Below are 22,776 nucleotides of genomic sequence, written 5' to 3'. Positions count from 1 at the left end.
GTGACCATGCCCACCAACGCACCCTCCGCAGCTCACGCACTGACGGACGTCACCACGTCCGACCGCACGCTGCGCCGCTTCCTGCACGGGCTGCCCGGCGTCGACGCGGTCGGCCTGGAGGCGCGCGCCGCCTCGCTCGGCACCCGTTCCATCAAGACCACCGCGAAGGCGTACGCCATCGACCTCGCCATCTCGATGGTCGACCTGACGACGCTGGAAGGCGCGGACACCCCGGGCAAGGTCCGGGCGCTCGGCGCCAAGGCGGTCCGGCCCGATCCGACGGACCGCACGGCTCCGCCGACCGCGGCCGTCTGCGTCTATCCCGACATGGTGCCCGTCGCCAAGGAGGCCGTGGCCGGCTCGACCGTGAAGGTCGCCTCGGTCGCCACCGCCTTCCCGGCGGGCCGCGCCCCGCTCTCCGTCAAGCTGGCGGACGTGCGCGAGGCCGTCGCCGCGGGCGCCGACGAGATCGACATGGTCATCGACCGCGGGGCGTTCCTCGCGGGCGACTACATCAAGGTGTACGACGAGATCGCCGCGGTGAAGGAGACCTGCGGGACCTCGGCCCGCCTCAAGGTCATCTTCGAGACCGGCGAGCTGTCGACGTACGACAACATCCGCCGCGCGAGCTGGCTCGGCATGCTGGCGGGCGCCGACTTCATCAAGACCTCCACCGGCAAGGTGGCGGTGAACGCGACGCCCGCGAACACCCTGCTGATGCTGGAGGCGGTGCGCGACTTCCGCGCCCAGACCGGCGTGCAGGTCGGGGTGAAGCCGGCCGGCGGCATCCGTACGTCCAAGGACGCGATCAAGTTCCTCGTCCTGGTCAACGAGACCGCCGGCGAGGACTGGCTCGACAACCACTGGTTCCGCTTCGGCGCCTCCTCGCTCCTGAACGACCTGCTGATGCAGCGTCAGAAGCTGGCCACCGGCCGCTACTCCGGCCCCGACTACGTGACGGTGGACTGATCACCATGGCATCCGCATTCGAATACGCCCCGGCGCCCGAGTCCCGCTCGATCGTCGACATCGCCCCGTCCTACGGCCTGTTCGTCGACGGCGAGTTCACGGAGGCCGCCGACGGCAAGGTCTTCAAGACCGTCTCCCCGTCGACCGAGGAGGTCCTCTCCGAGGTCGCCCAGGCCGGCGAGGCGGACGTGGACCGCGCGGTGAAGGCCGCCCGCAAGGCCTTCGAGACGTGGTCGGCGCTGCCCGGCTCCGAGCGCGCCAAGTACCTGTTCCGCATCGCCCGGATCATCCAGGAGCGCAGCCGCGAGCTGGCCGTCCTGGAGACGCTGGACAACGGCAAGCCGATCAAGGAGACCCGCGACGCCGACCTCCCCCTGGTCGCCGCGCACTTCTTCTACTACGCGGGCTGGGCCGACAAGCTCGGCCACGCCGGCTTCGGCGCGGACCCGCGCCCGCTGGGCGTCGCGGGCCAGGTCATCCCCTGGAACTTCCCGCTGCTGATGCTGGCGTGGAAGATCGCCCCCGCGCTCGCCACCGGCAACACGGTCGTGCTCAAGCCCGCCGAGACCACCCCGCTCTCCGCCCTCTTCTTCGCGGACGTCTGCCGCCAGGCGGGGCTGCCCAGGGGCGTCGTCAACATCCTTCCCGGGTACGGCGACGCGGGCGCCGCGCTCGTCGCGCACCCGGACGTGAACAAGGTCGCCTTCACCGGCTCCACGGCCGTCGGCAAGGAGATCGCGCGCACGGTCGCGGGCAGCCGCAAGAAGCTCACCCTCGAACTGGGCGGCAAGGGCGCCAACATCGTCTTCGACGACGCCCCGATCGACCAGGCGGTGGAGGGGATCGTCAACGGCATCTTCTTCAACCAGGGGCAGGTCTGCTGTGCGGGCAGCCGGCTGCTGGTCCAGGAGTCGATCCAGGACGAGCTGCTCGACTCCCTCAAGCGGCGGCTGTCGACGCTCCGGCTCGGCGACCCGCTGGACAAGAACACGGACATCGGCGCGATCAACTCCGAGGAGCAGCTCTCCCGCATCACCTCGCTCGTCGAGCGCGGCGAGGCGGAGGGCGCCGAGCGCTGGTCCCCGGCCTGCGAACTCCCCGAGAGCGGCTACTGGTTCGCCCCGACGCTGTTCACGAACGTCACCCAGGCGCACACCATCGCGCGTGACGAGATCTTCGGCCCGGTGCTGTCGGTGCTGACCTTCCGCACCCCCGACGAGGCCGTCGCCAAGGCCAACAACACCCCGTACGGCCTGTCGGCGGGCATCTGGACGGAGAAGGGCTCGCGCATCCTCGCGGTCGCGAACAAGCTCCGGGCGGGCGTCGTCTGGTCCAACACGTTCAACAAGTTCGACCCGACCTCGCCGTTCGGCGGCTACAAGGAGTCGGGCTTCGGCCGCGAGGGCGGCCGCCACGGCCTGGAGGCATACCTCGATGTCTGATCGCCTGTCTGTCTTCAAGACCTACAAGCTGTACGTCGGCGGGAAGTTCCCGCGTTCCGAGAGCGGCCGGGTGTACGAGGTGACCGACAAGAAGGGCAACTGGCTGGCGAACGTGCCCCTTTCGTCCCGCAAGGACGCCCGTGACGCGGTGGTCGCCGCCCGTAAGGCGGTCGGCGGCTGGTCCGGCGCGACGGCCTACAACCGCGGCCAGATCCTCTACCGCATCGCGGAGATGCTCGAGGGCCGCAAGGAGCAGTTCGTCCGCGAGGTCGCCGAGTCGGAGGGCCTGTCCAGGCCGAAGGCGGCCGCGGTCGTGGACGCCACGATCGACCGCTGGGTCTGGTACGCGGGCTGGACGGACAAGATCGCCCAGGTCGTCGGCGGCGGAAACCCGGTCGCGGGCCCGTTCTTCAACCTCTCCTCGCCGGAGCCGACGGGCGTGGTCGTGGTCCTCGCGCCCCAGGAGTCGTCCTTCCTGGGCCTGGTCTCGGTGCTCGCCCCGGTGATCGCGACCGGCAACACGGCGATCGTGGTCGCGAGCGAGAAGTCCCCGCTTCCCGCCCTGTCGCTGGGCGAGGTGCTGGCCACCTCCGACCTGCCCGGCGGCGTCGTCAACGTCCTGTCCGGCCGTACGGCGGAGATCGCCGCCCCGCTGGCCGCGCACCAGGACGTCAACGCGATCGACCTCGCGGGCGCCGACGACGTCCTGGCGAAGGATCTGGAGATCGCGGCGGCCGACAACCTCAAGCGCGTTCTTCGTCCACAGCCTGTGGACGACTGGGCGGCAACCCCGGGCACCGAGCGCATGACGGCGTTCCTGGAGACGAAGACCGTCTGGCACCCGACGGGCGCGCTGGGCGCGTCCGGCTCCTCGTACTGAGCCGGCCCCTCCCGCAGGCCGAGAGCCGCGTCCTCCCTCCGTCCGGGGAGAACGCGGCTCTCCTGCGTGCGCCGCCGCGTCTGGCGCGCCGTCAGGACAGGCCGCTCGCCCCGCCGCCCAGCAGCCCCGCGACCCCCTCGAGCGCGGGGACGGCACCGACCGGGCCGGTCTGGGTGACCGGGCCGGTCAGCTGGGAGAGCGGGATGTCGACGCCGTTGCCGTGCGGGTCGCCGGCGGCGCCCCGGAGGATCGTGATGTCGCCCCCGATGCCCTTCACCGGGCCGGCCTGCGGCGCGGCGGAGGCCGTCGCCGCGCCCGCGCCCAGGGCGGCCGTCGCGGTCGCGAGGGCGATCAGGGCGCGCGCGGCGGTGGAGTTGAGGGGGGACGAGTGTCGTGCCATGGCGAAGGCCACCTTCGAAGCGTTGAGTAACCGGATCGACACGAAGGGTAGTTGAGGTGTGATGTGCGCTCAAAAGCCGACCCGCGGGGTCGGCAGGGCGTACGGAATACGTCAAACTGGTGTCCCGTGAGCATCCATCCCTCCTCGCCCGCCCGCGTCGTGCTGCTCTGCGGCCCCTCGGGCTCGGGCAAGTCCCTCGTCGCCGCCCGCTCCGGCCTTCCCGTGCTGCGCCTCGACGACTTCTACAAGGAGGGCGCGGACCCGACGCTGCCGCTGGTGGCGGGCAGCGGCGACATCGACTGGGACCACCCCGACTCCTGGGACACGGACGTCGCCGTCACCGCGATCGCGGAGCTGTGCCGCACGGGCCGGACGAACATCCCCGTCTACGACCTCTCGCTGTCCGCCCGCACCGGTGAGGAGACCGTCGACATCGGGCGGACCCCGCTGTTCATCGCGGAGGGCATCTTCGCGGCCGAGATCGTCGAGCGCTGCCGGGAGTTGGGGCTGCTGGCCGACGCGCTGTGCCTCAGCCGCGGCGCGGTGCGCACCTTCCGCCGCCGGTTCGTGCGCGACCTCAGGGAGGGCCGCAAGTCGGTCCCGTTCCTGCTCCGCCGGGGCTGGCGCCTGATGCGCGAGGAGCGCTCGATCATCGCCCGGCAGACCGCTCTGGGCGCGTACGCCTGCGACCGGGACGAGGCCCTGGGCCGGCTGGCGGCCGCCGCGGTGGGCCGGCGCCCGGCGGCGGCCCCCACGACCTGAGCGCGGGCGGGCGACCGCCGGTGCACAGACGAAAAGCGGGACTGGACGGACCCCCCGGCCCTCCAGTCCCGCTCTCCCCCGTTCCCCCGTGGTGCTCCCCCCGGGTTACCGGCCGCCCATGACCCCCGTTCCCCCGTGGGTCCCCCCGGCGACCGTTCCCCCGTCTTTCCCCCGTGCTTCCCCCGTTACCTGCTTCCCCCCGACCTTCAGGCGACGAGCTCCCCGAAGGCGTCCTCCTCGTCACGGCCGAAGCTGAGGACCTCGTCCTCGCGCAGCCGGCGCAGCGAGCGCCAGATGCTGGACTTCACCGTGCCGACACTGATGTCGAGGATCTCCGCGATCTCCGGGTCGGTGCGGCCCTCGTAGTAGCGCAGGACCAGCATCGTGCGCTGGAGTTCGGGCAGCCGGGCGAGCGCCTGCCACAGGACGGCGCGCAGTTCGGTGCCGCGCATCGCGTCCGTGTCGCCGGGCGTCTCCGGCAGTTCCTCGGTCGGGTACTCGTTCAGCTTGCGGCGGCGCCACGCGCTGATGTGCAGGTTGGTCATGGTGCGGCGGAGGTATCCGCCGACCGCCGCCTTGTCGCTGATCCGGTCCCATGCCTTGTACGTCGAGAACAGCGCGCTCTGCAGCAGGTCCTCGGCCTCGAAGCGGTCACCGGTCAGGTGGTAGGCGGTTGCGTACAGGGAGGCGCGGCGCTCCTGGACGTAGGCGGTGAACTCCGCCTCCGACAGCGAGCGACGTTCCCCCGTGTCCTCCCTGTACGCGCTTCCCCCGTGGTTCTCCCCCGTGATGTCAACCACCGACATGTAACCGGTGTGCTGACGCCCGGTGCCGCGAGCGCACCCCCGCCCGCTCACGGCACCGGACTTCTCTGAACCCCGGCCCCCGTTCACGTCGTGCAGGCGCGTGATCACTGCGCTGATGCTGGTGCCGTGCAGCGTATTCATCTCGCGCCCCCCGTCGTGGACTTCCGGTGTTCGGTCTTCTCAGGCGGTCCTTCCTTGCCTGTGCCGAAAAGCTTGCCCGGGCACCTTCATCGCCGTGTCAGCCGACTGTCACAGACCTGTCACAGGGGCCCTTCGTAGAGGGAGCACAGCCCGGTCACAGAGAGGAGCGGTACGCGCACGTACCCGTACAGGAGTCGAAACCGCGGCCTGCCATGGGCCAGAATGTGCCTCGTGCCTTCCCTGTTGCTGATCGAGGACGACGACGCCATCCGTACGGCCCTGGAGCTGTCCCTTACGCGCCAGGGACACCGGGTTGCCACCGCTGCCACCGGTGAGGACGGTCTGAAGCTCCTGCGCGAGCAACGGCCGGACCTGATCGTGCTGGACGTGATGCTGCCCGGCATCGACGGGTTCGAGGTGTGCCGGCGCATCCGGCGCACCGACCAGCTGCCGATCATCCTGCTGACCGCGCGCAGCGACGACATCGACGTGGTGGTGGGCCTGGAGTCCGGCGCCGACGACTACGTCGTCAAACCCGTCCAGGGGCGGGTGCTCGACGCCCGTATCCGGGCGGTGCTGCGGCGCGGGGAGCGCGAGGCGAACGACTCGGCGACCTTCGGCTCGCTGGTCATCGACCGCGCGGCCATGACCGTGACCAAGAACGGCGAGGACCTCCAGCTCACCCCGACCGAGCTCAGGCTGCTGCTCGAACTGAGCCGGCGGCCCGGACAGGCCCTGTCCCGGCAGCAGTTGCTGCGCCTGGTGTGGGAGCACGACTACCTCGGCGACTCCCGGCTGGTGGACGCCTGCGTCCAGCGGCTGCGTGCCAAGGTCGAGGACGTGCCGTCCGCACCGACCCTGATCCGTACCGTGCGTGGCGTGGGCTACCGGCTGGACACTCCTCAGTGACACCAGCGCAAGGGGGGGTTCGCGGCTGGGCCGCGACCCGCAAGGGACATCTGTCGCGACTGCGGTTCACCAGTCTCCGGCTGCGGCTGGTCGTCGTGTTCGGGCTGGTGGCGCTCACCGCGGCCGTGTCCGCGTCGGGGATCGCGTACTGGCTCAACCGCGAGGCCGTGCTCACCCGCACCCAGGACGCGGTGCTCGGCGACTTCCGGCAGGCGATGCAGACCCGCGCCGGCACCCTGCCGCCGCATCCCACCCAGGACGAACTGCAGCACACCGCGGGGCAGATGGCGAACACCAGCCAGCGCTTCAGTGTGCTGCTCGTCGCCCAGGACTCCGACGGCCGCACGGTGTACGGCAGTTCGGGCGGCCTCGACGGCTTCTCGCTGCAGGACGTGCCCGCGTCGCTGCGGGCCGCCGTGAACAAGAGGCAGGCGGTCGACTCCGGCAACAAGTACGCCTACCACCTGTACTGGCAGCGCGTCGTGGACCACGGCACGCCGTACCTGGTGGCCGGCACGCGGGTGATCGGCGGCGGGTCGACCGGCTACATGCTCAAGTCGCTGGAGCCGGAGGCCAAGGACCTCAACTCCCTGGCCTGGTCGCTGGGGATCGCCACCGGTCTCGCGCTGATCGGCTCCGCGCTGCTCGCGCAGGCCGCCGCCTCCACCGTGCTCAAGCCCGTTCAGCGGCTGGGCGTGGCCGCCCGGCGGCTCGGCGAGGGCAAGCTGGACACCCGGCTGAGGGTCTCGGGCACGGACGAACTCGCCGATCTGTCACGGACGTTCAACCACGCGGCCGAGGCGCTGGAGAAACGCGTCGACGACATGGCCGCGCGCGACGAGTCCTCCCGGCGCTTCGTCGCGGACATGAGCCATGAACTCCGGACGCCGCTCACCGCGATCACCGCCGTGACCGAGATCCTGGAGGAGGAGCTGGAGGCGGAGTCGGGGTCGATGGACCCGATGATCGAGCCCGCCGTACGGCTCGTCGTCAGCGAGACCCGGCGGCTCAACGACCTGGTCGAGAACCTGATGGAGGTCACCCGCTTCGACGCGGGCACCGCCCGCCTGGTGCTCGACGACGTGGACATCGCCGACCAGATCACCGCCTGCATCGACGCGCGCGCCTGGCTGGACGCGGTGGACCTGGAGGCCGAACGCGGCGTCCACGCCCGGCTCGACCCGCGCCGCCTGGACGTGATCCTGGCGAACCTCATCGGCAACGCCCTCAAGCACGGCGGCTCCCCGGTGCGGGTCGCGGTGCGCGAGACGGCCGACGAGATCGTCATCGCGGTACGGGACCACGGCCCCGGCATCCCCGAGGACGTCCTGCCGCACGTCTTCGACCGCTTCTACAAGGCGAGCGCGTCCCGGCCGCGCTCCGAGGGCAGCGGCCTGGGCCTGTCCATCGCGATGGAGAACGCCCACATCCACGGCGGCGAGATCACCGCCGCGAACTCGCCCGACGGGGGCGCGGTGTTCACGCTGCGGCTGCCGCGCGACGCGTCGCGGCTCGCGGAGGAGTCCGAGAACGACTCGGGGAAGGACGGGGACGCCACATGACCGTACGACGCCTGCTGGCGGTCCCGGTCCTGGCCGTGCTGCTCGCCGGGTGCGGCATCCGGTCCACCGAGGTGCCCACGGACTTCGGGGCGGCGCCCTCGAAGGTGCAGTGCTCGCTCGCCGAGCCGGAGGTCGCGGCGCAGGCCTCGCGCGGGCTGCCGGTGCAGGTGTTCCTGCTGTGCGGCTCGTCGCTGGTCTCCGTGGACCGGACGGTACGGGTGCCGGACGGCACCGCGGACTCGCAGCGGCGGGTGCTGGTGGCCCAGGGGCTGCTGGACCAGCTCGCGGCGACACCGTCGGCCGCCGAGAAGGAGGCCGGTTACACCACGGACGTACGCGGCGGCATGACCGTCGGCGGCCCGCACGCCGGCGACCCCGAGGACACGATCCGCCTGAGCACCCCGCCCGGCGACCTCACCTCGTTCGCCCTCGCGCAGGTCGTCTGCACGTTCTCCGACTCGGCGGCGGCCGAGGGCGACGGCTCGGTCATCCTGGGCGGCCCGGGCCGCGAGCCGCTGCGCCGCTACGAGTGCACCGACGAGGTCCGCTCCCGCCCGGGCACCACGCAGCCGCCCTCCAGCGCGGTCACGGACGGCTGACGCGCCCTGCCGGGCCGCACGGCCCGGCAGGCTTCCCCCGAGATGAACGGGGGCCGACGGGGGCGTGTGGCGCAGGCCTCACACAGGTACCTGGGGGCGACCCGGAACCGATCCTGCCGGACGCCGCGTCTAGGGGGGCGTGCAGCGTCAAGGCTCCATCGGCGGCAGCGCCGCGATCCGCATCCGTGTGACAGGGGTTGTCCTCCTCGTCGCACACCTCGCGTTCGTCGCCTGGCTCACGCTGCGGCCGCTGGAGGTGCCCTGGGTGACGCCGCCCAATCTGCGCCCGTTCGCCGGCATCCGGGCCGATCTCGCGCTCGGCGGACCGGTGGCGGCCCGCCGGATCGGCGCGGGCCTCGCCCTCCTCGCGCCGCTCGGGGTGCTGCTGCCGGCGGCGCACGGCAGGCTCCGCGTCTCCCCGTTCGCCTCCTTCGTCCGTACGGTCGCCGCGGGCGCCCTGGTCTCGCTGGGCATCCTGCTGCTGCAGACGGGCGTGCCGGGGCGGGTCCCGGATGTCGACGCGCTGCTGCTGAACACGGTGGGCGTGGCCGTCGCGCATCTCGCCGTCGTCCCCGCGGCCCGCGCCTGGCTCCGCCGCAGGTCGCAGCCGGGCGACCGTGCCGCCGTCCGCCAGGAGGAAGCTGCTCAGGGTCGGACCCCGACGTTTCCCAGGGTAGGGATCGCACCGTAGAGCGACGCTTTGCCCCCTTCGTCTCCGTAGCGTTGAAGGCAGATGAGGAAGCCACCCGGGCTCTCCTCCGACGCTCACGAAGGAGCCGCACATGTCCGCCCTCGTCCGCCCCACCCACGGCCGCATGATCGGCGGCGTGTGCGCCGGTCTGGCGCGGCGCTTCGGCACCTCCGCGACCACGATGCGCGTGATCTTCCTGCTCTCCTGCCTGCTGCCGGGACCGCAGTTCCTGCTCTACATAGCGCTGTGGATCCTGCTCCCCTCGGAGGACAAGGCATCCGCCCGCACCGCCTGGTGACATCTGCTCCTGCGTACGCCGATGGGGCGCACCCCGTGTCCAAGGGGTGCGCCCCATCGGCGCGTTCCGCGGGCGGATCAGCCGCCGATCGGCAGGCCCTTCACCGGCACGCCGCCCTGCACGGGCAGGCCGCCGAGCAGCCCGGCGACCGGGGTGGACGGGCCGTCGGCGATGGCCCGCTGGGCGGCCGGCTGCACGGAGGCCAGGCCACGCTCGATGGTGGGCTTGCCCTGGGCCACCGCCGCCTGGGCGCCGGGGAGCGCCTGGGAGACGTTCTGCGCCGGGAGCTGGCTGGTCACGGAGTCCAGCGTTCCGGTGGCGTCCGGAACCGCCGTAGCCGCGTTCGCGGCGCCCGCGCCCGTGGCGGCGAAGGCGGCACCGAGAGCGGCGACACCGAGGGTCTTGGCAGCAGACTGCTTCATGAAAATGCGTCCTCGAAATGGATTACGGGGATGTGAGCGGTGTCCAAGACCGTAAACACGCACACCCGCCCGCTGCAAACATCGAAATGCGGACGCGTTGTGAATACCCGTCCGCATTCCTCACACCCCGATTTTTTCGCTCACCCCTCCGAATCAGCAGAACCGCTGGTGGAGGCGGTCTGCTGGAACAGCCATTCGGACTTCAGCTCGGCATATCCGGGCTTGATCACGTCATTGATCATCGCGAGTCGTTCATCGAAAGGAATGAACGCTGATTTCATCGCATTGACGGAGAACCACTGGAGGTCGTCGAGCGAATAACCGAACGCCTCGACCAGGTACTCGAATTCCTTGCTCATGCTCGTGTCCGACATGAGGCGATTGTCCGTATTTACGGTGGCACGGAAATGCAGCCGGCGCAGCAGACCGATCGGATGCTCGGCGTAGGACGCCGCCGCGCCGGTCTGGAGGTTCGAACTGGGGCACAGCTCCAGCGGGATGCGCTTGTCGCGGACGTAGGAGGCGAGCCGGCCGAGCTTCACCGAGCCGTCCGCCTGCACCTGGATGTCGTCGATGATGCGCACGCCGTGCCCGAGCCGGTCCGCGCCGCACCACTGGAGCGCCTGCCAGATGGACGGCAGCCCGAAGGCCTCGCCTGCATGGATGGTGAAGTGGTTGTTCTCGCGCTTGAGGTACTCGAAGGCGTCGAGGTGCCGGGTGGGCGGGTAACCGGCCTCCGCGCCCGCGATGTCGAAGCCGACGACACCCAAGTCCCGGTAGCGGTTGGCGAGTTCCGCGATCTCCAGAGCGCGGGCGGCGTGCCGCATGGCGGTGAGCAGGGCGCCGACGCGGATCCGGTGGCCGTTCGCCCGGGCCAGCTGCTCCCCTTCCCTGAAGCCCTCGTTGACGGCCTCGACGACCTCTTCGAGGGTGAGTCCGCCTTCGAGGTGCTGCTCGGGGGCGTACCGCACCTCGGCGTAGACCACACCGTCCTCGGCGAGGTCCTCGGCGCACTCGCGGGCGACCCGGACGAGGGCGTCGCGGGTCTGCATCACGCCGACGGTGTGGGAGAAGGTCTCCAGATACCGCTCCAGCGAACCGGAGTCGGCGGCCTCGCGGAACCAGATGCCGAGCTTGTCGGGGTCGGTCTCCGGGAGGCGTGAGTAGCCCGTCTCGCGGGCGAGTTCGACGATCGTCCCCGGGCGGAGGCCGCCGTCGAGGTGGTCGTGCAGCAGAACCTTCGGCGCCCGGCGGATCTGGTCCGGCGTCGGGGTCTTCGAGATGGCCTGGCTCGTCATTTCCGCACTCTATCCCCTACGCGCGTAGATCGCCCGCTGTACAGTTCCGTCGATACGTAACGGTGACCGCAAGTACGGGTCGAGTACAGCCACCCTTCTGACACTGTTCTGTCATGGCGCACCAAGCGATGCCGATCCGGGCCCGGCTGGGGCGGGCACTCGGCCCGGAGCCGACAGCGGTGAGCGGAGTGGTCCTGCTGCTCCCCGGCGGTGCCGAGGAATCGGCCCGCAGACCGTCCCCCATGCTGGCGACCGCATCCGTACGCGCGTTGGGCAGACGGCTGGCCCGCGCGGGCCGCGAGGAGGACCTGGCGACGCACGTCGTCCACTACCGCTACCGCGGCTGGAACGGCAGCGAGGCCCATCTGGCGCAGGACGCCACCTGGGCCGCCGACGAGGTCGTACGGCGCTACGGCGACGTCCCGATCTGCCTCGTCGGCGTCGACATGGGCGGCCGGGCGGCGCTGCGCGCGGGCGGGCACGAAGCCGTCAACTCCGTTCTGGCGATCGGACCTTGGCTGCCGGAGGAGGACGTCGCCGCCTCGCCCGAACCGGTGAAACAGCTCGTGGGGCGGCGGGTGCTGATCGTGCACGGCACGAACGACAGCGTCTGCGACCCCGAGCTGTCCTTCCGGCTCGCGGCGCGGGCGAAGAAGGCGAACCGGGACGTGTGCCGCTTCGAAGTCCACTCGGACGGGCACGGGTTGCACCAGTACCGCAGCGAAGTGCAGGCGCTGGCCGAGAACTTCGTGATGGGGAGCCTGTTCGGGAGGGCGTACTCCCGGCCGGTCGAGGACGCCTTCGCGGCTCCGCCTCCGCTGGGCCTGCGGATGCCGCTGGCCTCGGGGTTCGGCAAGTCGCTGCGCCGCTGACCGGGGTCAGTCGGGCAGCAGGCCGCCTCTCCTCGACAGCAGGAACCTCTTGAACGCCGCCACCGGCGGCGTGTCCGTGCGGCCCTCCAGCCAGGCCACCCCGATCTCCCGGACCGCCCGCTGGCCGGTGATCGCCAGTTCCACAACTCCCGGGCGGGGCACGGTCGGTGGGGGCAGGAGCGCGACGCCCAGGCCCGCGGCCACCAGGCCCCGCAGCGTCTCCGTCTCCTCCCCCTCGAAGGCGATCCGGGGCCGGAAGCCGGCCTCCAGGCAGAGGTGGTCGGTGATGCGGCGCAGGCCGTAGCCGGGTTCGAGCGTCACGAAGGTCTCGTCGGACGCCTCCGCCAGGCGGATGCGGCGGCGGGCCGCGAGCGGGTGGTCGGCGGGGACGACCAGACGCAGCTTCTGCTCGTCGAGCCGGCGGGCGACGAGGCCGGGGGCCTCGGGGACCGGGGAGGTCAGGCAGAGGTCCAGCTCGCCCGCCCGCAGCTTCTCCAGCATCGCCTCGCCGTAGTTCTGGACCAGGCTGAAGCGGACGCGCGGATGGTCGACGCGGAAGGCCTGCAGCAGGCCCGGGACCGTCTCCGCCCCCATGGTGTGCAGGAAGCCGAAGGCGACCTTGCCGGTGGTGGCGTCGGCGTCCGCGCGGACCTCGTCGGCGGCCCGCTCGATCTCGGCGAGCGCCCGCTCGACCGAGGCGAGGAAGGTGCGGCCGGCCGGGGTGAGGGAGACGGTACGGCCGCGCCGGGCGAACAGGTCGACGCCCAGATCCTGTTCCAGGCGGACCATGGCCCGCGACAAGGTCGACTGCGGCACCTGGAGTTCCTGCGCGGCCCGGGTGACGTGCTCGGTACGGGCGACCCCCGCGAAGTGCGCGAGCCGGGGGGCCAGCAACATCACCATGTCTTCTGTGTCACTGGACGGTGACAGGCGAGGCTGTGAGCTGTGTTGATGCGCCATGGGAACGATTATGGCAATTCCGTGCATTGGACGGATGAGCGGCGGCGTCCGTAGCTTCGAAGCATGACTCCCGCCGATACCGGGGCGTCCACCGTCGTGGGCGCCGCCGACCTCGCCCCTGCCACCGACACCCGTCTGACCCCGGGCGGCCCCGGCTACCGCCGGATGAGCTTCGCCCTCTTCCTCGCGGGCGTCGCGACCTTCGCCCTGCTCTACTCCACCCAGGCCCTGCTGCCCCTGATCTCGGGCGAGTTCGGGGTGGCGGCGAGCTCGGCGAGCTGGACGGTGGCGGCCGCGACCGGCGGCCTCGCGGTGTTCGTGCTGCCGATGAGCGCGCTCTCGGAGCGGTTCGGCCGCCGTACGGTGATGACGGGCTCGCTGGCGGTCGCGGTCACGGTGGGGCTCCTGGTCCCCTTCGCGCCCTCGCTGACCACGCTGGTCGTGCTGCGGGCCGTGCAGGGCGCGGCGCTGGCCGGGCTGCCGGCCTCCGCGACCGCGTACCTGGCGGAGGAGGTCCGGCCGAGGGCGCTGGTCACGGCGATCGGGCTGTTCGTCGCGGGCAACAGCGTCGGCGGGATGAGCGGCCGTGTCATCACCGGCTGGGTCGCGCAGGAATGGGGCTGGCGCGTCGCGGTGGGCGTGATCGGCGTGATCGCCGTCGGCTGCGCGGTGGCCTTCCGGCTGCTGCTGCCCGCCCCGCGCCACTTCACGGCCGGCTCGCTGCGGCCGCGGGTCCTGGCCCGCACGGTGCGCGACCACCTCGCCAACCCGCTGCTGCGCCGCCTGTACGCGATCGGCGCGCTGTTCATGACGGTCTTCGGCGGCGTCTACACGGTGATCGGCTACCGCCTGACGGAGGCGCCGTTTTCACTGCCGCAGGGCATCATCGGGTCGATCTTCCTGGTGTACCTGGTGGGCACGGTCTCCGCCTCGACCGCGGGCCGGCTGGTCGGGCGGCTGGGCCGGCGCGGCGCCCTGTACCTGGCGGGCGGCACGACGGCGGCGGGCCTGCTGCTGAGCCTGGTCGGCTCCCTGGTCCCGGTCCTGCTGGGCCTGGTGCTGATCACCGCCGGCTTCTTCGCGGGTCACGCGGTCGCGTCGTCGGCGGTCAGCAGGACGGCGGACCACGGGCGCGCGCAGGCCGCGGCGCTCTACCAGTCGGCGTACTACATCGGCTCCAGTGCCGGCAGCACCGTCGGCGCGGTGGCCTTCCACGCCGCGGGCTGGTCGGGCACGGTCGGCGTCGGCCTGCTGGCCGTGCTCGGGGTCGTGACGATCACGGTGTTCGGCTCGCGCGCGGCGCGCGTGGCCGCCCGGCGGCAGCCGGTCACGGCCTGACCCCTGTCCCCCACCCCTGACCTGACCTGCGCCTTCTCCCACTCGGGACGCCATTGTCAGTGCCCTGCGGTAGCTTCCAAGGTGCTGGGCGCAAAGGCGCGCGACAGAAACTCCACAGGGGTGGGTGGACGATGAGCGACGGCACGGGGACGACGACGGCGGACCTCGACATCAGGCTGGAGAAGCACCGGGTGGAGCTGACCGGCTACTGCTACCGCATGCTCGGATCCTCCTTCGAGGCCGAGGACGCGGTGCAGGACACCATGGTCCGCGCCTGGCGGAGCTACGAGAAGTTCGAGGGCCGCTCCAGCCTGCGCTCCTGGCTGTACCGCATCGCGACCAACGTCTGCCTGGACATGCTGACCGCGGGCAACAAGCGCGCCCGCCCGATGGACCTCAGCGAGTCGACGCCCCTCGCCCAGGCCGCCCTCTCCCCCCGCCCGGACAACACCTGGCTCGAGCCGATGCCGGACAACCGCGTCCTGCCCACGACCGACGACCCGGCGGAGGCGGCCGTCGCCAAGGAGTCCGTGCGGCTCGCCTTCATGGCCGCGCTCCAGCAGCTGCCGTCGAAGCAACGGGCGGTGCTCATCCTGCGCGAGGTGCTGGCGTGGAAGGCGAGCGAGGTCGCCGAGCTGCTCGACACCTCGGTCGCGTCGGTCAACAGCGCGCTCCAGCGGGCCCGGGCGACGCTCGCCGAGCGGGACGACAAGGCGGTGCACGCGGCCGTCTCGGACCCGCTGGACGAGGACCAGCAAAAGCTCCTCGACCGCTACGTCGCGGCCTTCGAGGGGTACGACATGACGGCGCTGACGACCCTGCTGCACGAGGACGCCGTCATGACGATGCCGCCGTTCGACCTGTGGCTGACCGGCCACGACGACATCACGGGCTTCATGACGACGCTGGGCGCGGCATGCGAGGGCTCCCGCCTGGTGCCGGTGCAGGTCAACGGCCTGCCGGGGTTCGCCCAGTACAAGCCGGACCCGGAGCAGGGCGGCTACACCCCGTGGGCGGTGCAGGTCCTGGAGATCTCAGACGGCCGGCTCACCGGGTTCCACTTCTTCCTGGACACCAAGCGGTGGTTCCCGCTGTTCGGCCTGCCCCTCCATCTCGAAGCGGAGCCCGACCAGATTCAGGAGGGCGTGTAGGGAGGGGGTGGGGTCCCGCAGCCGGATCCGGCCCCCGGCCCGGCGGGCGGACAGCTCCAGCCGGGCGAGCAGGTCGACGGCACCGAGCCCCCAGGGTCCCAGCGCCGCGACGTCGACCACGACGACGCCGGTGCCGGTGGCCTCCAGCAGGTCGCGCACGTCGTCGCACAGCCCTGCCACCTCGTCACGGGTGACGGGGTCGGGCAGCACGAGTACGGCGGGTGTCACGGCATCCACGATCTGTAGACCGGCCGGACACCCGGAACTCATCGGGCCGCGCCCTCCCGCCGGCGCGGACCCGCGCTCCCGTGCGGCCGTGTCCGCCGACCGGGATCACATTGACCTGCTGCCCTCCCGCCCAAGAGGGTTGGCTGTATGCCCCACATATCGGCACCGCCCCGGCCAACCCACGGCTCCCTCCCCTCCGAGGAGGCGCCGTGCAGGGGGTGTTGACGGGCTTCGCGGTCATCGCCGTCGTCATCGCGGTCGGGTACGTCATCGGCCGCCGGGGTCATCTCGGCGAGCACGGGCGCGAGGTGCTGACCAAGCTGGCCTTCCATGTGGCGTCCCCGGCCCTGCTGTTCACGACGCTCGCGAAGGCCGACCTGTCGGTGATCTTCTCCAGCCGCCTGCTGGTGACCGCGATGAGCACGGCGGCCGCGGCGGGCGTCTTCGTCGCGGTGGGCGCCGTACGGGGCTGGGGCGTGGGCCGCACCACGATCGGCGCGCTGTGCTCCAGCTACGTCAACTCCGGCAACCTCGGCATCCCGATCGCCGTGTACGTGCTGGGCGACGCCTCCCTGGTGGCGCCGGTGCTGCTGTTCCAGATCATCGCGGTCACCCCGATCGCGCTGACGATCCTCGACCTGTCCGGCCAGGGCGAGAAGGGCCCGCTGTGGATGCGGCTGCTCACGCCGCTGCGCAACCCGATCGCGGTCTGCTCGCTGGCCGGCGTCGCGGTCGCCGCGGCGGGCGTCCGCGTCCCGGACCCGGTGATGGACCCGCTGACCCTGATCGCCAACATGTCCGTCCCGGCGGTCCTGCTGGCCTTCGGCATCTCCCTGTGCGGCAGCACGATGCCGGGCCGGGGCGCCGACAAGGGCCCGGTGTTCCTCTCGGTGGCCCTGAAGGCGGTGGGCCAGCCGGTGGCGGCGTGGGCCCTGGCGACGGGTGTCTTCGGCCTGCACGGCCACCAGCTCCTCGACGTGGTGGTGACGTCCGCGCTGCCGGCGGCACAGAACCTGTACACGTACGCGAGCCGCTACCGGGTCGCCGAGGGCCTGGCGCGGGACTCGATCCTGCTGTCGACGATCCTGTCGGTGCCCGTCCTCGTGGTGGTGGCCGCCCTGCTCGGCTGAGCCCGGACAGGCCGAAGGGGCCGCCCCCCGTGGGACCGGCCCCTTCACCTCGCCCCGGCCGTCAGGCGATGCGCTCCAGCACGACGGGCGACGCCGTGAACTCCGTGCCCGCGGCGCCGATGTCGTACGAGCCCTCCAGGGCCTGGAGCGCGTACTCGAACCGCTCGGGGGTGTCGGTGTGCAGGGTCAGCAGGGGCTGGCCCGCGCTCACGGTGGCGCCCGGCTTGGCGTGCAGCTCGATGCCCGCCGCCGCCTGCACCGGGTCCTCCTTGCGGGCGCGGCCCGCGCCCAGGCGCCAGGCCGCGACGCCGACGTCGTAGGCGTCGAGGCGGGTCAGGACGCCCGCCGACGGGGCCTTGATCACGTGCTGCTCGCGGGAGGTGGGCAGTTCGGCGTCCGGGTCGCCGCCCTGGGCCGCGATCATGCGCCGCCAGACGTCCATCGCGGAGCCGTCGGCCAGCGCCTTCGCCGGGTCGGCGTCCTTGACGCCCGCCGCGTCCAGCATCTCGCGGGCGAGGGCCAGGGTCAGCTCCACCACGTCCTCGGGGCCGCCGCCCGCCAGGACCTCCAGCGACTCACGGACCTCCAGGGCGTTGCCCGCGGTCAGGCCCAGCGGGGTCGACATGTCCGTCAGCAGCGCGACCGTCCGCACGCCGTGGTCGGTGCCCAGGCCCACCATGGTGGAGGCCAGTTCGCGGGCGTCCTCGATCGTCTTCATGAAGGCGCCGGTGCCCACCTTCACGTCGAGGACCAGGGAGCCCGTGCCCTCCGCGATCTTCTTCGACATGATGGAGGAGGCGATCAGGGGGATCGCCTCGACCGTGCCGGTGACGTCCCGCAGCGCGTAGAGCTTCTTGTCGGCGGGGGCCAGTCCGTCGCCCGCCGCGCAGATCACCGCGCCGGTGGTGTCGAGGACGCCGAGCATCTCCTCGTTGGAGAGCAGGGCGCGCCAGCCCGGGATCGACTCCAGCTTGTCCAGGGTGCCGCCGGTGTGGCCGAGGCCGCGGCCCGACAGCTGCGGCACGGCCGCGCCGCAGGCCGCCACCAGGGGTGCCAGCGGAAGCGTGATCTTGTCGCCGACGCCGCCCGTCGAGTGCTTGTCGGCCGTCGGGCGGGACAGCGACGAGAAGTCCATGCGCTCGCCGGAGGCGATCATCGCGGCCGTCCAGCGGGCGATCTCACGGCGGTTCATGCCGTTGAGCAGGATGGCCATCGCGAGTGCGGACATCTGCTCGTCGGCGACCTCCCCACGGGTGTACGCGTCGATGACCCAGTCGATCTGCTCGTCGCTGAGTTCGCCGCGGTCCCGCTTGGTGCGGATGACGGAGATAACGTCCATGGCCATGACGTGCGTTCCTTCCGAGGTTCCTGGAAGTGCACGGCCCCTCTGCCGAGGTCGGAGCTCAAGTCAGAGGGGCCGTACGGGAGTTACTTGGTGAGATGGTCCGGGCCGAAGGCCTGGGGCAGCATCTCCGAGAGGGGGAGGACCCCCGCCGGGGTCTCCAGCAGGAGGTCGGGGCCCCCGAACTCGTACAGGAGCTGGCGGCAGCGGCCGCACGGGACGAGGATCTCGCCGCGCCCGTCGACGCACGTGAAGTGCGTCAGCCGGCCGCCGCCGGTGCGCTGCAGCTGCGAGACCAGCCCGCACTCGGCGCACAGGCTGATGCCGTAGGAGGCGTTCTCGACGTTGCAGCCGGAGACCGTGCGGCCGTCGTCGACCAGGGCGGCGACCCCGACGGGATAGCCCGAGTAGGGGGCGTACGCGTGCGTCATGGCCTCGCGGGCCTCGGCACGCAGCGCCTCCCAGTCGACGCCGGCCTGCGAGGTCACTTGCCCTGGCCCTTCCGGTAGCGCATGCCGTCCGCCTTCGGCATCCGCAGGCGCTGCGCGGACAGCGACAGCACCAGCAGCGTGACGACGTACGGCGTGGCGCCCACGAAGTCGCTCGGGACCTCGTCGGTGGTCAGGTACCAGGCCAGGATCAGCACGGAGATGACCGCGCTGGTCGCGGCCTGCCACATCGCCTTCTTGTAGAGCTTCCAGCCGGCCAGGGCCAGCAGGAGGACGAAGAGCAGGAGCAGCAGGGCGTGGACGGTCTCGCCGCCGTTGCGCAGCTGCAGCGCGTCGGAGTAACCGAACAGGCCCGCGCCCATGGCGAGTCCGCCCGGCCGCCAGTTGCCGAAGATCATGGCCGCCAGACCGATGTAACCGCGGCCGCCGGTCTGGCCCTCGAGGTAGGTGTGCGAGGTGACCAGCGCGAGGAAGGCGCCACCGAGGCCGGCGAGGCCGCCGGAGACGGCCACGGCCACGTACTTGTAGCGGTAGACGTTGACGCCGAGCGACTCCGCGGCGATCGGGTTCTCGCCGCAGGAGCGCAGGCGCAGGCCGAACGAGGTGCGCCACAGCACCCACCAGCTGCCGACGAAGAGCAGCACGGCCAGGATCGTCACCACGGACAGGTCGGTGACCAGGCCGCCGAGGATGCCCGCGAGGTCGGAGATCACGAACCAGTGGTGGTTCTCGACGGAGTGCAGGGCGTCCGAGAGGCCGGGGATGTCGAAGTTGGGCAGCGAGTCGACGGGCGGGGACTGCTTGGGGTTGCCGCCCGCGTCGGCCGCCTTGCCCTCCGAGAAGAAGAGCTTGGCGAGGTACTGGGTGGTGCCCAGCGCGAGGAGGTTGACCGCGACACCGGAGACGATGTGGTCGACGCCGAAGGTGATGGTGGCGACCGCGTGCACCAGACCGCCGAGGACACCGAAGCCGATGCCGCACAGCAGGCCGAGCCAGGGGTTGGACTGCCAGCCGATCCAGCCGGCGCCGAAGGTGCCGAGGATCATCATGCCCTCGAGGCCGATGTTGACCACGCCGGAGCGCTCGGACCACAGGCCCGCGAGGCCGGCGAGGCCGATCGGCACGGCGAGCCCGAGGGCCGCGGAGATCTGCCCCTCGGAGGTGAGCTGGTCGGCGCCGGTGATGATGCGGACCACGGCGACCAGGGCCAGGCCCACCGCGAGGATGGTGAGGGTCCGGCCGAGCGGGCGGCCCGAGCCGGAGCGGCCGGTGTCCGCCTTGGGCGCCGCGGGCGGCGGCGTGTCGGTCATCGTGGCAGTCATCACGCCACCTCCTGCTTCTCGGTCGGGGCGGCGGCCTGGGCGGCGAGCTCGGCGCCGACCCGCTGCTGCTGGCGCTTGAGGCCGTAGCGGCGTACGACCTCGTAGGCGATGACGACGCACAGGACGATGACGCCCTGGATGACGCCGAGGATCTCCTTGTCGTAGCCCTGGAACTCCAGGTGGTTGGTGGTGCGCTCCAGGAAGCCCCACAGCAGGGCGCCGAGGGCGATGCCCACGGGGTTGTTGCGGCCCAGCAGCGCGATGGCGATGCCGGTGAAGCCGATGCCCGACGGGAAGTCGTTGCTGAACTGGTGGCTGTCGTTGAGCAGGGTCGGCATGCCGATCAGGCCGGCCACCGCACCCGAGATGATCATGCTGGTGGCGACCATCTTCTTCACCGACACACCGCTCGCGGAGGCCGCGCTCTCGGACTGGCCGACGGTGCGCAGGTCGAAGCCGAAGCGGGTGCGCCCCAGCACGAACCAGTACGCGATGCCGACGAGCACGGCGATGACGATGAAGCCCCACAGCTCGCCGGCCGCACCGGTGTTGAAGCTGAAGAAGTACGAGCTCTTGGGCAGCGGCTTGGTGGAGACGACCGTGCCGCCGCTCTGCAGCTCGGCGAGCTTGCCCGGCTGCAGGAGGTAGGCGATGACCGCGGTGGCGATCGAGTTCAGCATGATGGTCGAGATGACCTCGCTGACGCCGCGGGTCACCTTCAGCACACCCGCGATGGCCGCCCACAGGGCACCGGTCGCCATGGCGCACAGGATGATCAGCGGGATGGAGATCCAGCCCGGCAGGGTCAGCGCCCCGCCGAGGACCGCGGCGAAGAACGCGGCGATCCGGTACTGGCCGTCGACGCCGATGTTGAACAGGTTCATGCGGAAGCCGATGGCCACCGCGACACCCGCCAGGTAGTACGTCGTCGCCTTGTTCAGGATGTAGACCTGGCTGTCGCTCGCCGAGCCGTAGGTCACCATGTCGCTGAAGGCGTCGCCCGGGTTCTTGCCGGTGGCGAGGATGACCAGCGTGGTGACGACGATCGCGGCGACGATCGCGAGCAGGGGCGCCGCGATGCCGAGGAGCAGCCGCTCCCTGTCGATGCGTTGGGTCAGCTTCTTCATCGCTCGTCGTCCTCTGCGTGCTCCAGGTGGCCGGAGGCCGCACCCGTCATGGCGGAGCCGAGCTCCTCGGGGGTGATCGTGGCGGGGTCGGCGTCGGCGACCAGACGGCCGCGGTACATCACCCGCAGGGTGTCGGAGAGCCCGATGAGCTCGTCCAGGTCGGCCGAGATCAGCAGCACGGCCAGGCCCTCGCGGCGGGCCTCGCGGATGTGGTCCCAGATCGCGGCCTGCGCTCCGACGTCCACACCGCGGGTGGGGTGGGCGGCGATGAGCAGCTTGGGCGCGTGGCTCATCTCGCGGCCGACGATCAGCTTCTGCTGGTTGCCGCCGGACAGGGAGGCCGCGGTCACCTCGATGCCCGGCGTACGGACGTCGTAGGCCTGGACGATGCGCTCGGTGTCGGCGCGGGCGCCCTTGAGGTCCAGCAGCTGGCCGCGGGAGTTGGGGCGCTCGGAGACATGGCCGAGGATGCGGTTCTCCCACAGCGGGGCCTCGAGGAGCAGGCCGTGGCGGTGGCGGTCCTCGGGGATGTAGCCGACGCCGGCCTCGCGGCGGCGGCGGGTGGGCGCGTGGGAGATGTCGGTGCCGTCGAGCGTGATGGAGCCGGCGTCGGGGTCGCGGATGCCGACGATCGCCTCGACCAGCTCGGACTGGCCGTTGCCCTCCACGCCGGCGATGCCGAGGACCTCGCCCTTGTGGATGGTGAAGTCGATCTCGTCGAGGATGATCCGCTCGACGCCGTCGAGGTCCGTCTGGCTCAGGTGCAGCCCCGACACCGCCAGCATCGGCACGTCGGTGACCGTCGACTCCTCGGTCTCCGGCGTGGGCAGCTCGCTGCCGACCATCAGCTCGGCGAGCTGCTTGGTGGTGGTGGCGCGCGGGTCGACCGTGCCGACCGTGGTGCCGCGCCGGATGACGGTGATCTCGTCGGCGACGGAGAGCACCTCGCCCAGCTTGTGGGAGATGAAGATGACCGTGAGCCCCTCGGCCTTCAGCTCGCGCAGGTTGTCGAAGAGCGCGTCGACCTCCTGCGGCACCAGGACGGCGGTGGGCTCGTCGAGGATGAGGGTCTTGGCGCCGCGGTAGAGGACCTTGAGGATCTCCACGCGCTGGCGGTCGGCGACGCCGAGCTGCTCCAGCAGGACGTCGGGCCGTACGTTCAGCCCGTACGCCTCGGAGAGCTCCTTGATCTTGGCGCGGGCCTTGGCGCCGATGCCGTGCAGCTTCTCCGCGCCGAGGACGACGTTCTCCAGCACGGTGAGGTTGTCGGCGAGCATGAAGTGCTGGTGCACCATGCCGATGCCGCGCGCGATGGCGTCTGCGGGGTTGTTGAAGGTGACCCGCTCGCCGCCCACGGTGATGGTGCCCTCGTCCGGCTGCTGCATGCCGTAGAGGATCTTCATCAGGGTGGACTTGCCGGCGCCGTTCTCACCGCAGAGCGCGTGGACGGTGCCCGCGGCGACGGTGATGTCGATGTCCCGGTTGGCGACGACGCCGGGGAAGCGTTTGGTGATGCCGCGCAGTTCGACGGCTGCGGGAGGGCTGGACGCGTTGATGGCGCACTCTCCTGGGGGAAAGGGGCTGCGTAGGCGAGGGCAGGCGTCGGCGACGCTAGCGCGGCAACTCCACGCTACACGCGTAGAGTTGACACATTGTTATGGCTCGGCGAGGGGGTTGT

General features: G+C 71.5%; 24 protein-coding genes. 13 read left to right on the top strand and 11 right to left on the bottom strand.

Features of this window, described 5'->3' with window-relative positions; genetic code table 11:
- The first annotated feature begins 6 nt into the window (after positions 1-6).
- From deoC to ACFU97_RS08640, 3 genes are read left to right on the top strand one after another with little or no spacing between them, the layout of a single operon-like run.
- Entirely contained in the window at positions 7-969 is a 963-nt protein-coding gene (gene deoC, locus ACFU97_RS08650) for a deoxyribose-phosphate aldolase (protein WP_384252741.1), read from the top strand.
- Between the two features lie 5 nt (positions 970-974).
- Complete coding sequence (locus ACFU97_RS08645; RefSeq protein ID WP_384252688.1) at positions 975-2,411, top strand: aldehyde dehydrogenase family protein; 1,437 nt, start codon at positions 975-977, stop codon at positions 2,409-2,411.
- Positions 2,404-3,291 carry an aldehyde dehydrogenase family protein gene (locus ACFU97_RS08640; RefSeq protein ID WP_384252685.1) on the top strand — a complete coding sequence of 296 codons (888 nt, stop codon included), beginning with the start codon at positions 2,404-2,406 and terminating at the stop codon, positions 3,289-3,291. The genes ACFU97_RS08645 and ACFU97_RS08640 overlap by 8 nt, the downstream gene beginning before the upstream one ends.
- Before the next feature lie 91 nt (positions 3,292-3,382).
- Here ACFU97_RS08640 and ACFU97_RS08635 read toward each other — a convergent pair whose 3' ends face one another.
- Positions 3,383-3,691 carry a hypothetical protein gene (locus ACFU97_RS08635; RefSeq protein ID WP_384252683.1) on the bottom strand — a complete coding sequence of 103 codons (309 nt, stop codon included), beginning with the start codon at positions 3,689-3,691 and terminating at the stop codon, positions 3,383-3,385.
- Positions 3,692-3,817: 126 nt separating this feature from the next.
- On the opposite strand from ACFU97_RS08635, the gene ACFU97_RS08630 reads away from it, so the two are divergent.
- Positions 3,818-4,453 (top strand): uridine kinase, encoded by a 636-nt coding sequence (locus ACFU97_RS08630; protein ID WP_384252681.1) that lies wholly within the window; start codon positions 3,818-3,820, stop codon positions 4,451-4,453.
- A gap of 206 nt (positions 4,454-4,659) precedes the next feature.
- Here ACFU97_RS08630 and ACFU97_RS08625 read toward each other — a convergent pair whose 3' ends face one another.
- Positions 4,660-5,400 carry a SigE family RNA polymerase sigma factor gene (locus ACFU97_RS08625; protein WP_384252679.1) on the bottom strand — a complete coding sequence of 247 codons (741 nt, stop codon included), beginning with the start codon at positions 5,398-5,400 and terminating at the stop codon, positions 4,660-4,662.
- Positions 5,401-5,631: 231 nt separating this feature from the next.
- On the opposite strand from ACFU97_RS08625, the gene afsQ1 reads away from it, so the two are divergent.
- The 5 genes from afsQ1 to ACFU97_RS08600 all read left to right on the top strand — a co-directional run bounded on the left by afsQ1 (position 5,632) and on the right by ACFU97_RS08600 (position 9,459).
- Positions 5,632-6,309: a two-component system response regulator AfsQ1 gene (gene afsQ1, locus ACFU97_RS08620; protein ID WP_384252677.1), complete on the top strand. Its 678-nt coding sequence runs from the start codon at positions 5,632-5,634 to the stop codon at positions 6,307-6,309.
- A complete protein-coding gene (locus ACFU97_RS08615) occupies positions 6,306-7,871 on the top strand; it encodes an ATP-binding protein (protein ID WP_384252675.1) in 1,566 nt (521 codons plus the stop codon). Before afsQ1 ends, ACFU97_RS08615 begins: the two co-directional genes overlap by 4 nt.
- Positions 7,868-8,470: a hypothetical protein gene (locus ACFU97_RS08610; RefSeq protein ID WP_384252672.1), complete on the top strand. Its 603-nt coding sequence runs from the start codon at positions 7,868-7,870 to the stop codon at positions 8,468-8,470. The genes ACFU97_RS08615 and ACFU97_RS08610 overlap by 4 nt, the downstream gene beginning before the upstream one ends.
- Positions 8,471-8,609: 139 nt before the next feature.
- Positions 8,610-9,161 carry a VanZ family protein gene (locus tag ACFU97_RS08605; protein WP_384252670.1) on the top strand — a complete coding sequence of 184 codons (552 nt, stop codon included), beginning with the start codon at positions 8,610-8,612 and terminating at the stop codon, positions 9,159-9,161.
- A gap of 91 nt (positions 9,162-9,252) precedes the next feature.
- Positions 9,253-9,459, top strand: a complete 207-nt coding sequence (locus tag ACFU97_RS08600) for a PspC domain-containing protein (RefSeq protein ID WP_384252667.1) — start codon at positions 9,253-9,255, stop codon at positions 9,457-9,459.
- Positions 9,460-9,536: 77 nt separating this feature from the next.
- Here the strand turns inward: ACFU97_RS08600 and ACFU97_RS08595 are convergent, their stop codons facing one another.
- Positions 9,537-9,881, bottom strand: coding sequence for an ATP-binding protein (locus ACFU97_RS08595; RefSeq protein WP_384252665.1), 345 nt, complete (start codon positions 9,879-9,881; stop codon positions 9,537-9,539).
- A gap of 140 nt (positions 9,882-10,021) precedes the next feature.
- Positions 10,022-11,179 (bottom strand): adenosine deaminase, encoded by a 1,158-nt coding sequence (locus ACFU97_RS08590; RefSeq protein ID WP_384252663.1) that lies wholly within the window; start codon positions 11,177-11,179, stop codon positions 10,022-10,024.
- Positions 11,180-11,292: 113 nt separating this feature from the next.
- On the opposite strand from ACFU97_RS08590, the gene ACFU97_RS08585 reads away from it, so the two are divergent.
- Positions 11,293-12,051: an alpha/beta hydrolase gene (locus ACFU97_RS08585; RefSeq protein WP_384252661.1), complete on the top strand. Its 759-nt coding sequence runs from the start codon at positions 11,293-11,295 to the stop codon at positions 12,049-12,051.
- 6 nt (positions 12,052-12,057) lie between these two features.
- Here the strand turns inward: ACFU97_RS08585 and ACFU97_RS08580 are convergent, their stop codons facing one another.
- Positions 12,058-13,011 (bottom strand): LysR substrate-binding domain-containing protein, encoded by a 954-nt coding sequence (locus ACFU97_RS08580; RefSeq protein WP_384252658.1) that lies wholly within the window; start codon positions 13,009-13,011, stop codon positions 12,058-12,060.
- A 63-nt stretch (positions 13,012-13,074) separates the two neighbouring features.
- On the opposite strand from ACFU97_RS08580, the gene ACFU97_RS08575 reads away from it, so the two are divergent.
- Together ACFU97_RS08575 and ACFU97_RS08570 are read left to right on the top strand one after the other, a co-directional pair.
- Positions 13,075-14,349 carry an MFS transporter gene (locus tag ACFU97_RS08575; protein WP_384252655.1) on the top strand — a complete coding sequence of 425 codons (1,275 nt, stop codon included), beginning with the start codon at positions 13,075-13,077 and terminating at the stop codon, positions 14,347-14,349.
- A 131-nt stretch (positions 14,350-14,480) separates the two neighbouring features.
- The gene (locus ACFU97_RS08570; RefSeq protein WP_384252653.1) at positions 14,481-15,500 is read left to right on the top strand and encodes a sigma-70 family RNA polymerase sigma factor; all 1,020 of its coding nucleotides are present in this window, start codon (positions 14,481-14,483) and stop codon (positions 15,498-15,500) included.
- Here ACFU97_RS08570 and ACFU97_RS08565 read toward each other — a convergent pair.
- Positions 15,384-15,770: an STAS domain-containing protein gene (locus ACFU97_RS08565; protein ID WP_384252650.1), complete on the bottom strand. Its 387-nt coding sequence runs from the start codon at positions 15,768-15,770 to the stop codon at positions 15,384-15,386. The genes ACFU97_RS08570 and ACFU97_RS08565 overlap by 117 nt on opposite strands.
- 167 nt (positions 15,771-15,937) lie before the next feature.
- On the opposite strand from ACFU97_RS08565, the gene ACFU97_RS08560 reads away from it, so the two are divergent.
- Positions 15,938-16,858 carry an AEC family transporter gene (locus ACFU97_RS08560; protein ID WP_384252647.1) on the top strand — a complete coding sequence of 307 codons (921 nt, stop codon included), beginning with the start codon at positions 15,938-15,940 and terminating at the stop codon, positions 16,856-16,858.
- Between the two features lie 61 nt (positions 16,859-16,919).
- Here ACFU97_RS08560 and ACFU97_RS08555 read toward each other — a convergent pair whose 3' ends face one another.
- The 5 genes from ACFU97_RS08555 to ACFU97_RS08535 all read right to left on the bottom strand — a co-directional run bounded on the left by ACFU97_RS08555 (position 16,920) and on the right by ACFU97_RS08535 (position 22,621).
- Complete coding sequence (locus ACFU97_RS08555) at positions 16,920-18,197, bottom strand: thymidine phosphorylase (protein WP_384252738.1); 1,278 nt, start codon at positions 18,195-18,197, stop codon at positions 16,920-16,922.
- An 89-nt stretch (positions 18,198-18,286) separates the two neighbouring features.
- The gene (locus ACFU97_RS08550) at positions 18,287-18,688 is read right to left on the bottom strand and encodes a cytidine deaminase (RefSeq protein WP_384252644.1); all 402 of its coding nucleotides are present in this window, start codon (positions 18,686-18,688) and stop codon (positions 18,287-18,289) included.
- On the bottom strand, positions 18,685-19,971 hold the full coding sequence (locus tag ACFU97_RS08545; RefSeq protein ID WP_384252641.1) for an ABC transporter permease: 1,287 nt from the start codon (positions 19,969-19,971) through the stop codon (positions 18,685-18,687). The genes ACFU97_RS08550 and ACFU97_RS08545 overlap by 4 nt, the downstream gene beginning before the upstream one ends.
- A complete protein-coding gene (locus ACFU97_RS08540; protein WP_384252638.1) occupies positions 19,971-21,098 on the bottom strand; it encodes an ABC transporter permease in 1,128 nt (375 codons plus the stop codon). The genes ACFU97_RS08545 and ACFU97_RS08540 overlap by 1 nt, the downstream gene beginning before the upstream one ends.
- Positions 21,095-22,621, bottom strand: coding sequence for an ABC transporter ATP-binding protein (locus tag ACFU97_RS08535; RefSeq protein ID WP_384252736.1), 1,527 nt, complete (start codon positions 22,619-22,621; stop codon positions 21,095-21,097). The genes ACFU97_RS08540 and ACFU97_RS08535 overlap by 4 nt, the downstream gene beginning before the upstream one ends.
- Positions 22,622-22,776: the final 155 nt, after the last annotated feature.

The organism is Streptomyces sp. NPDC057616 (assembly GCF_042800575.1).
Lineage (GTDB): Bacteria > Actinomycetota > Actinomycetes > Streptomycetales > Streptomycetaceae > Streptomyces.
Note: the sequence above shows the minus strand (reverse complement) of the source record. Positions and strands in the feature narration are given on the sequence as shown.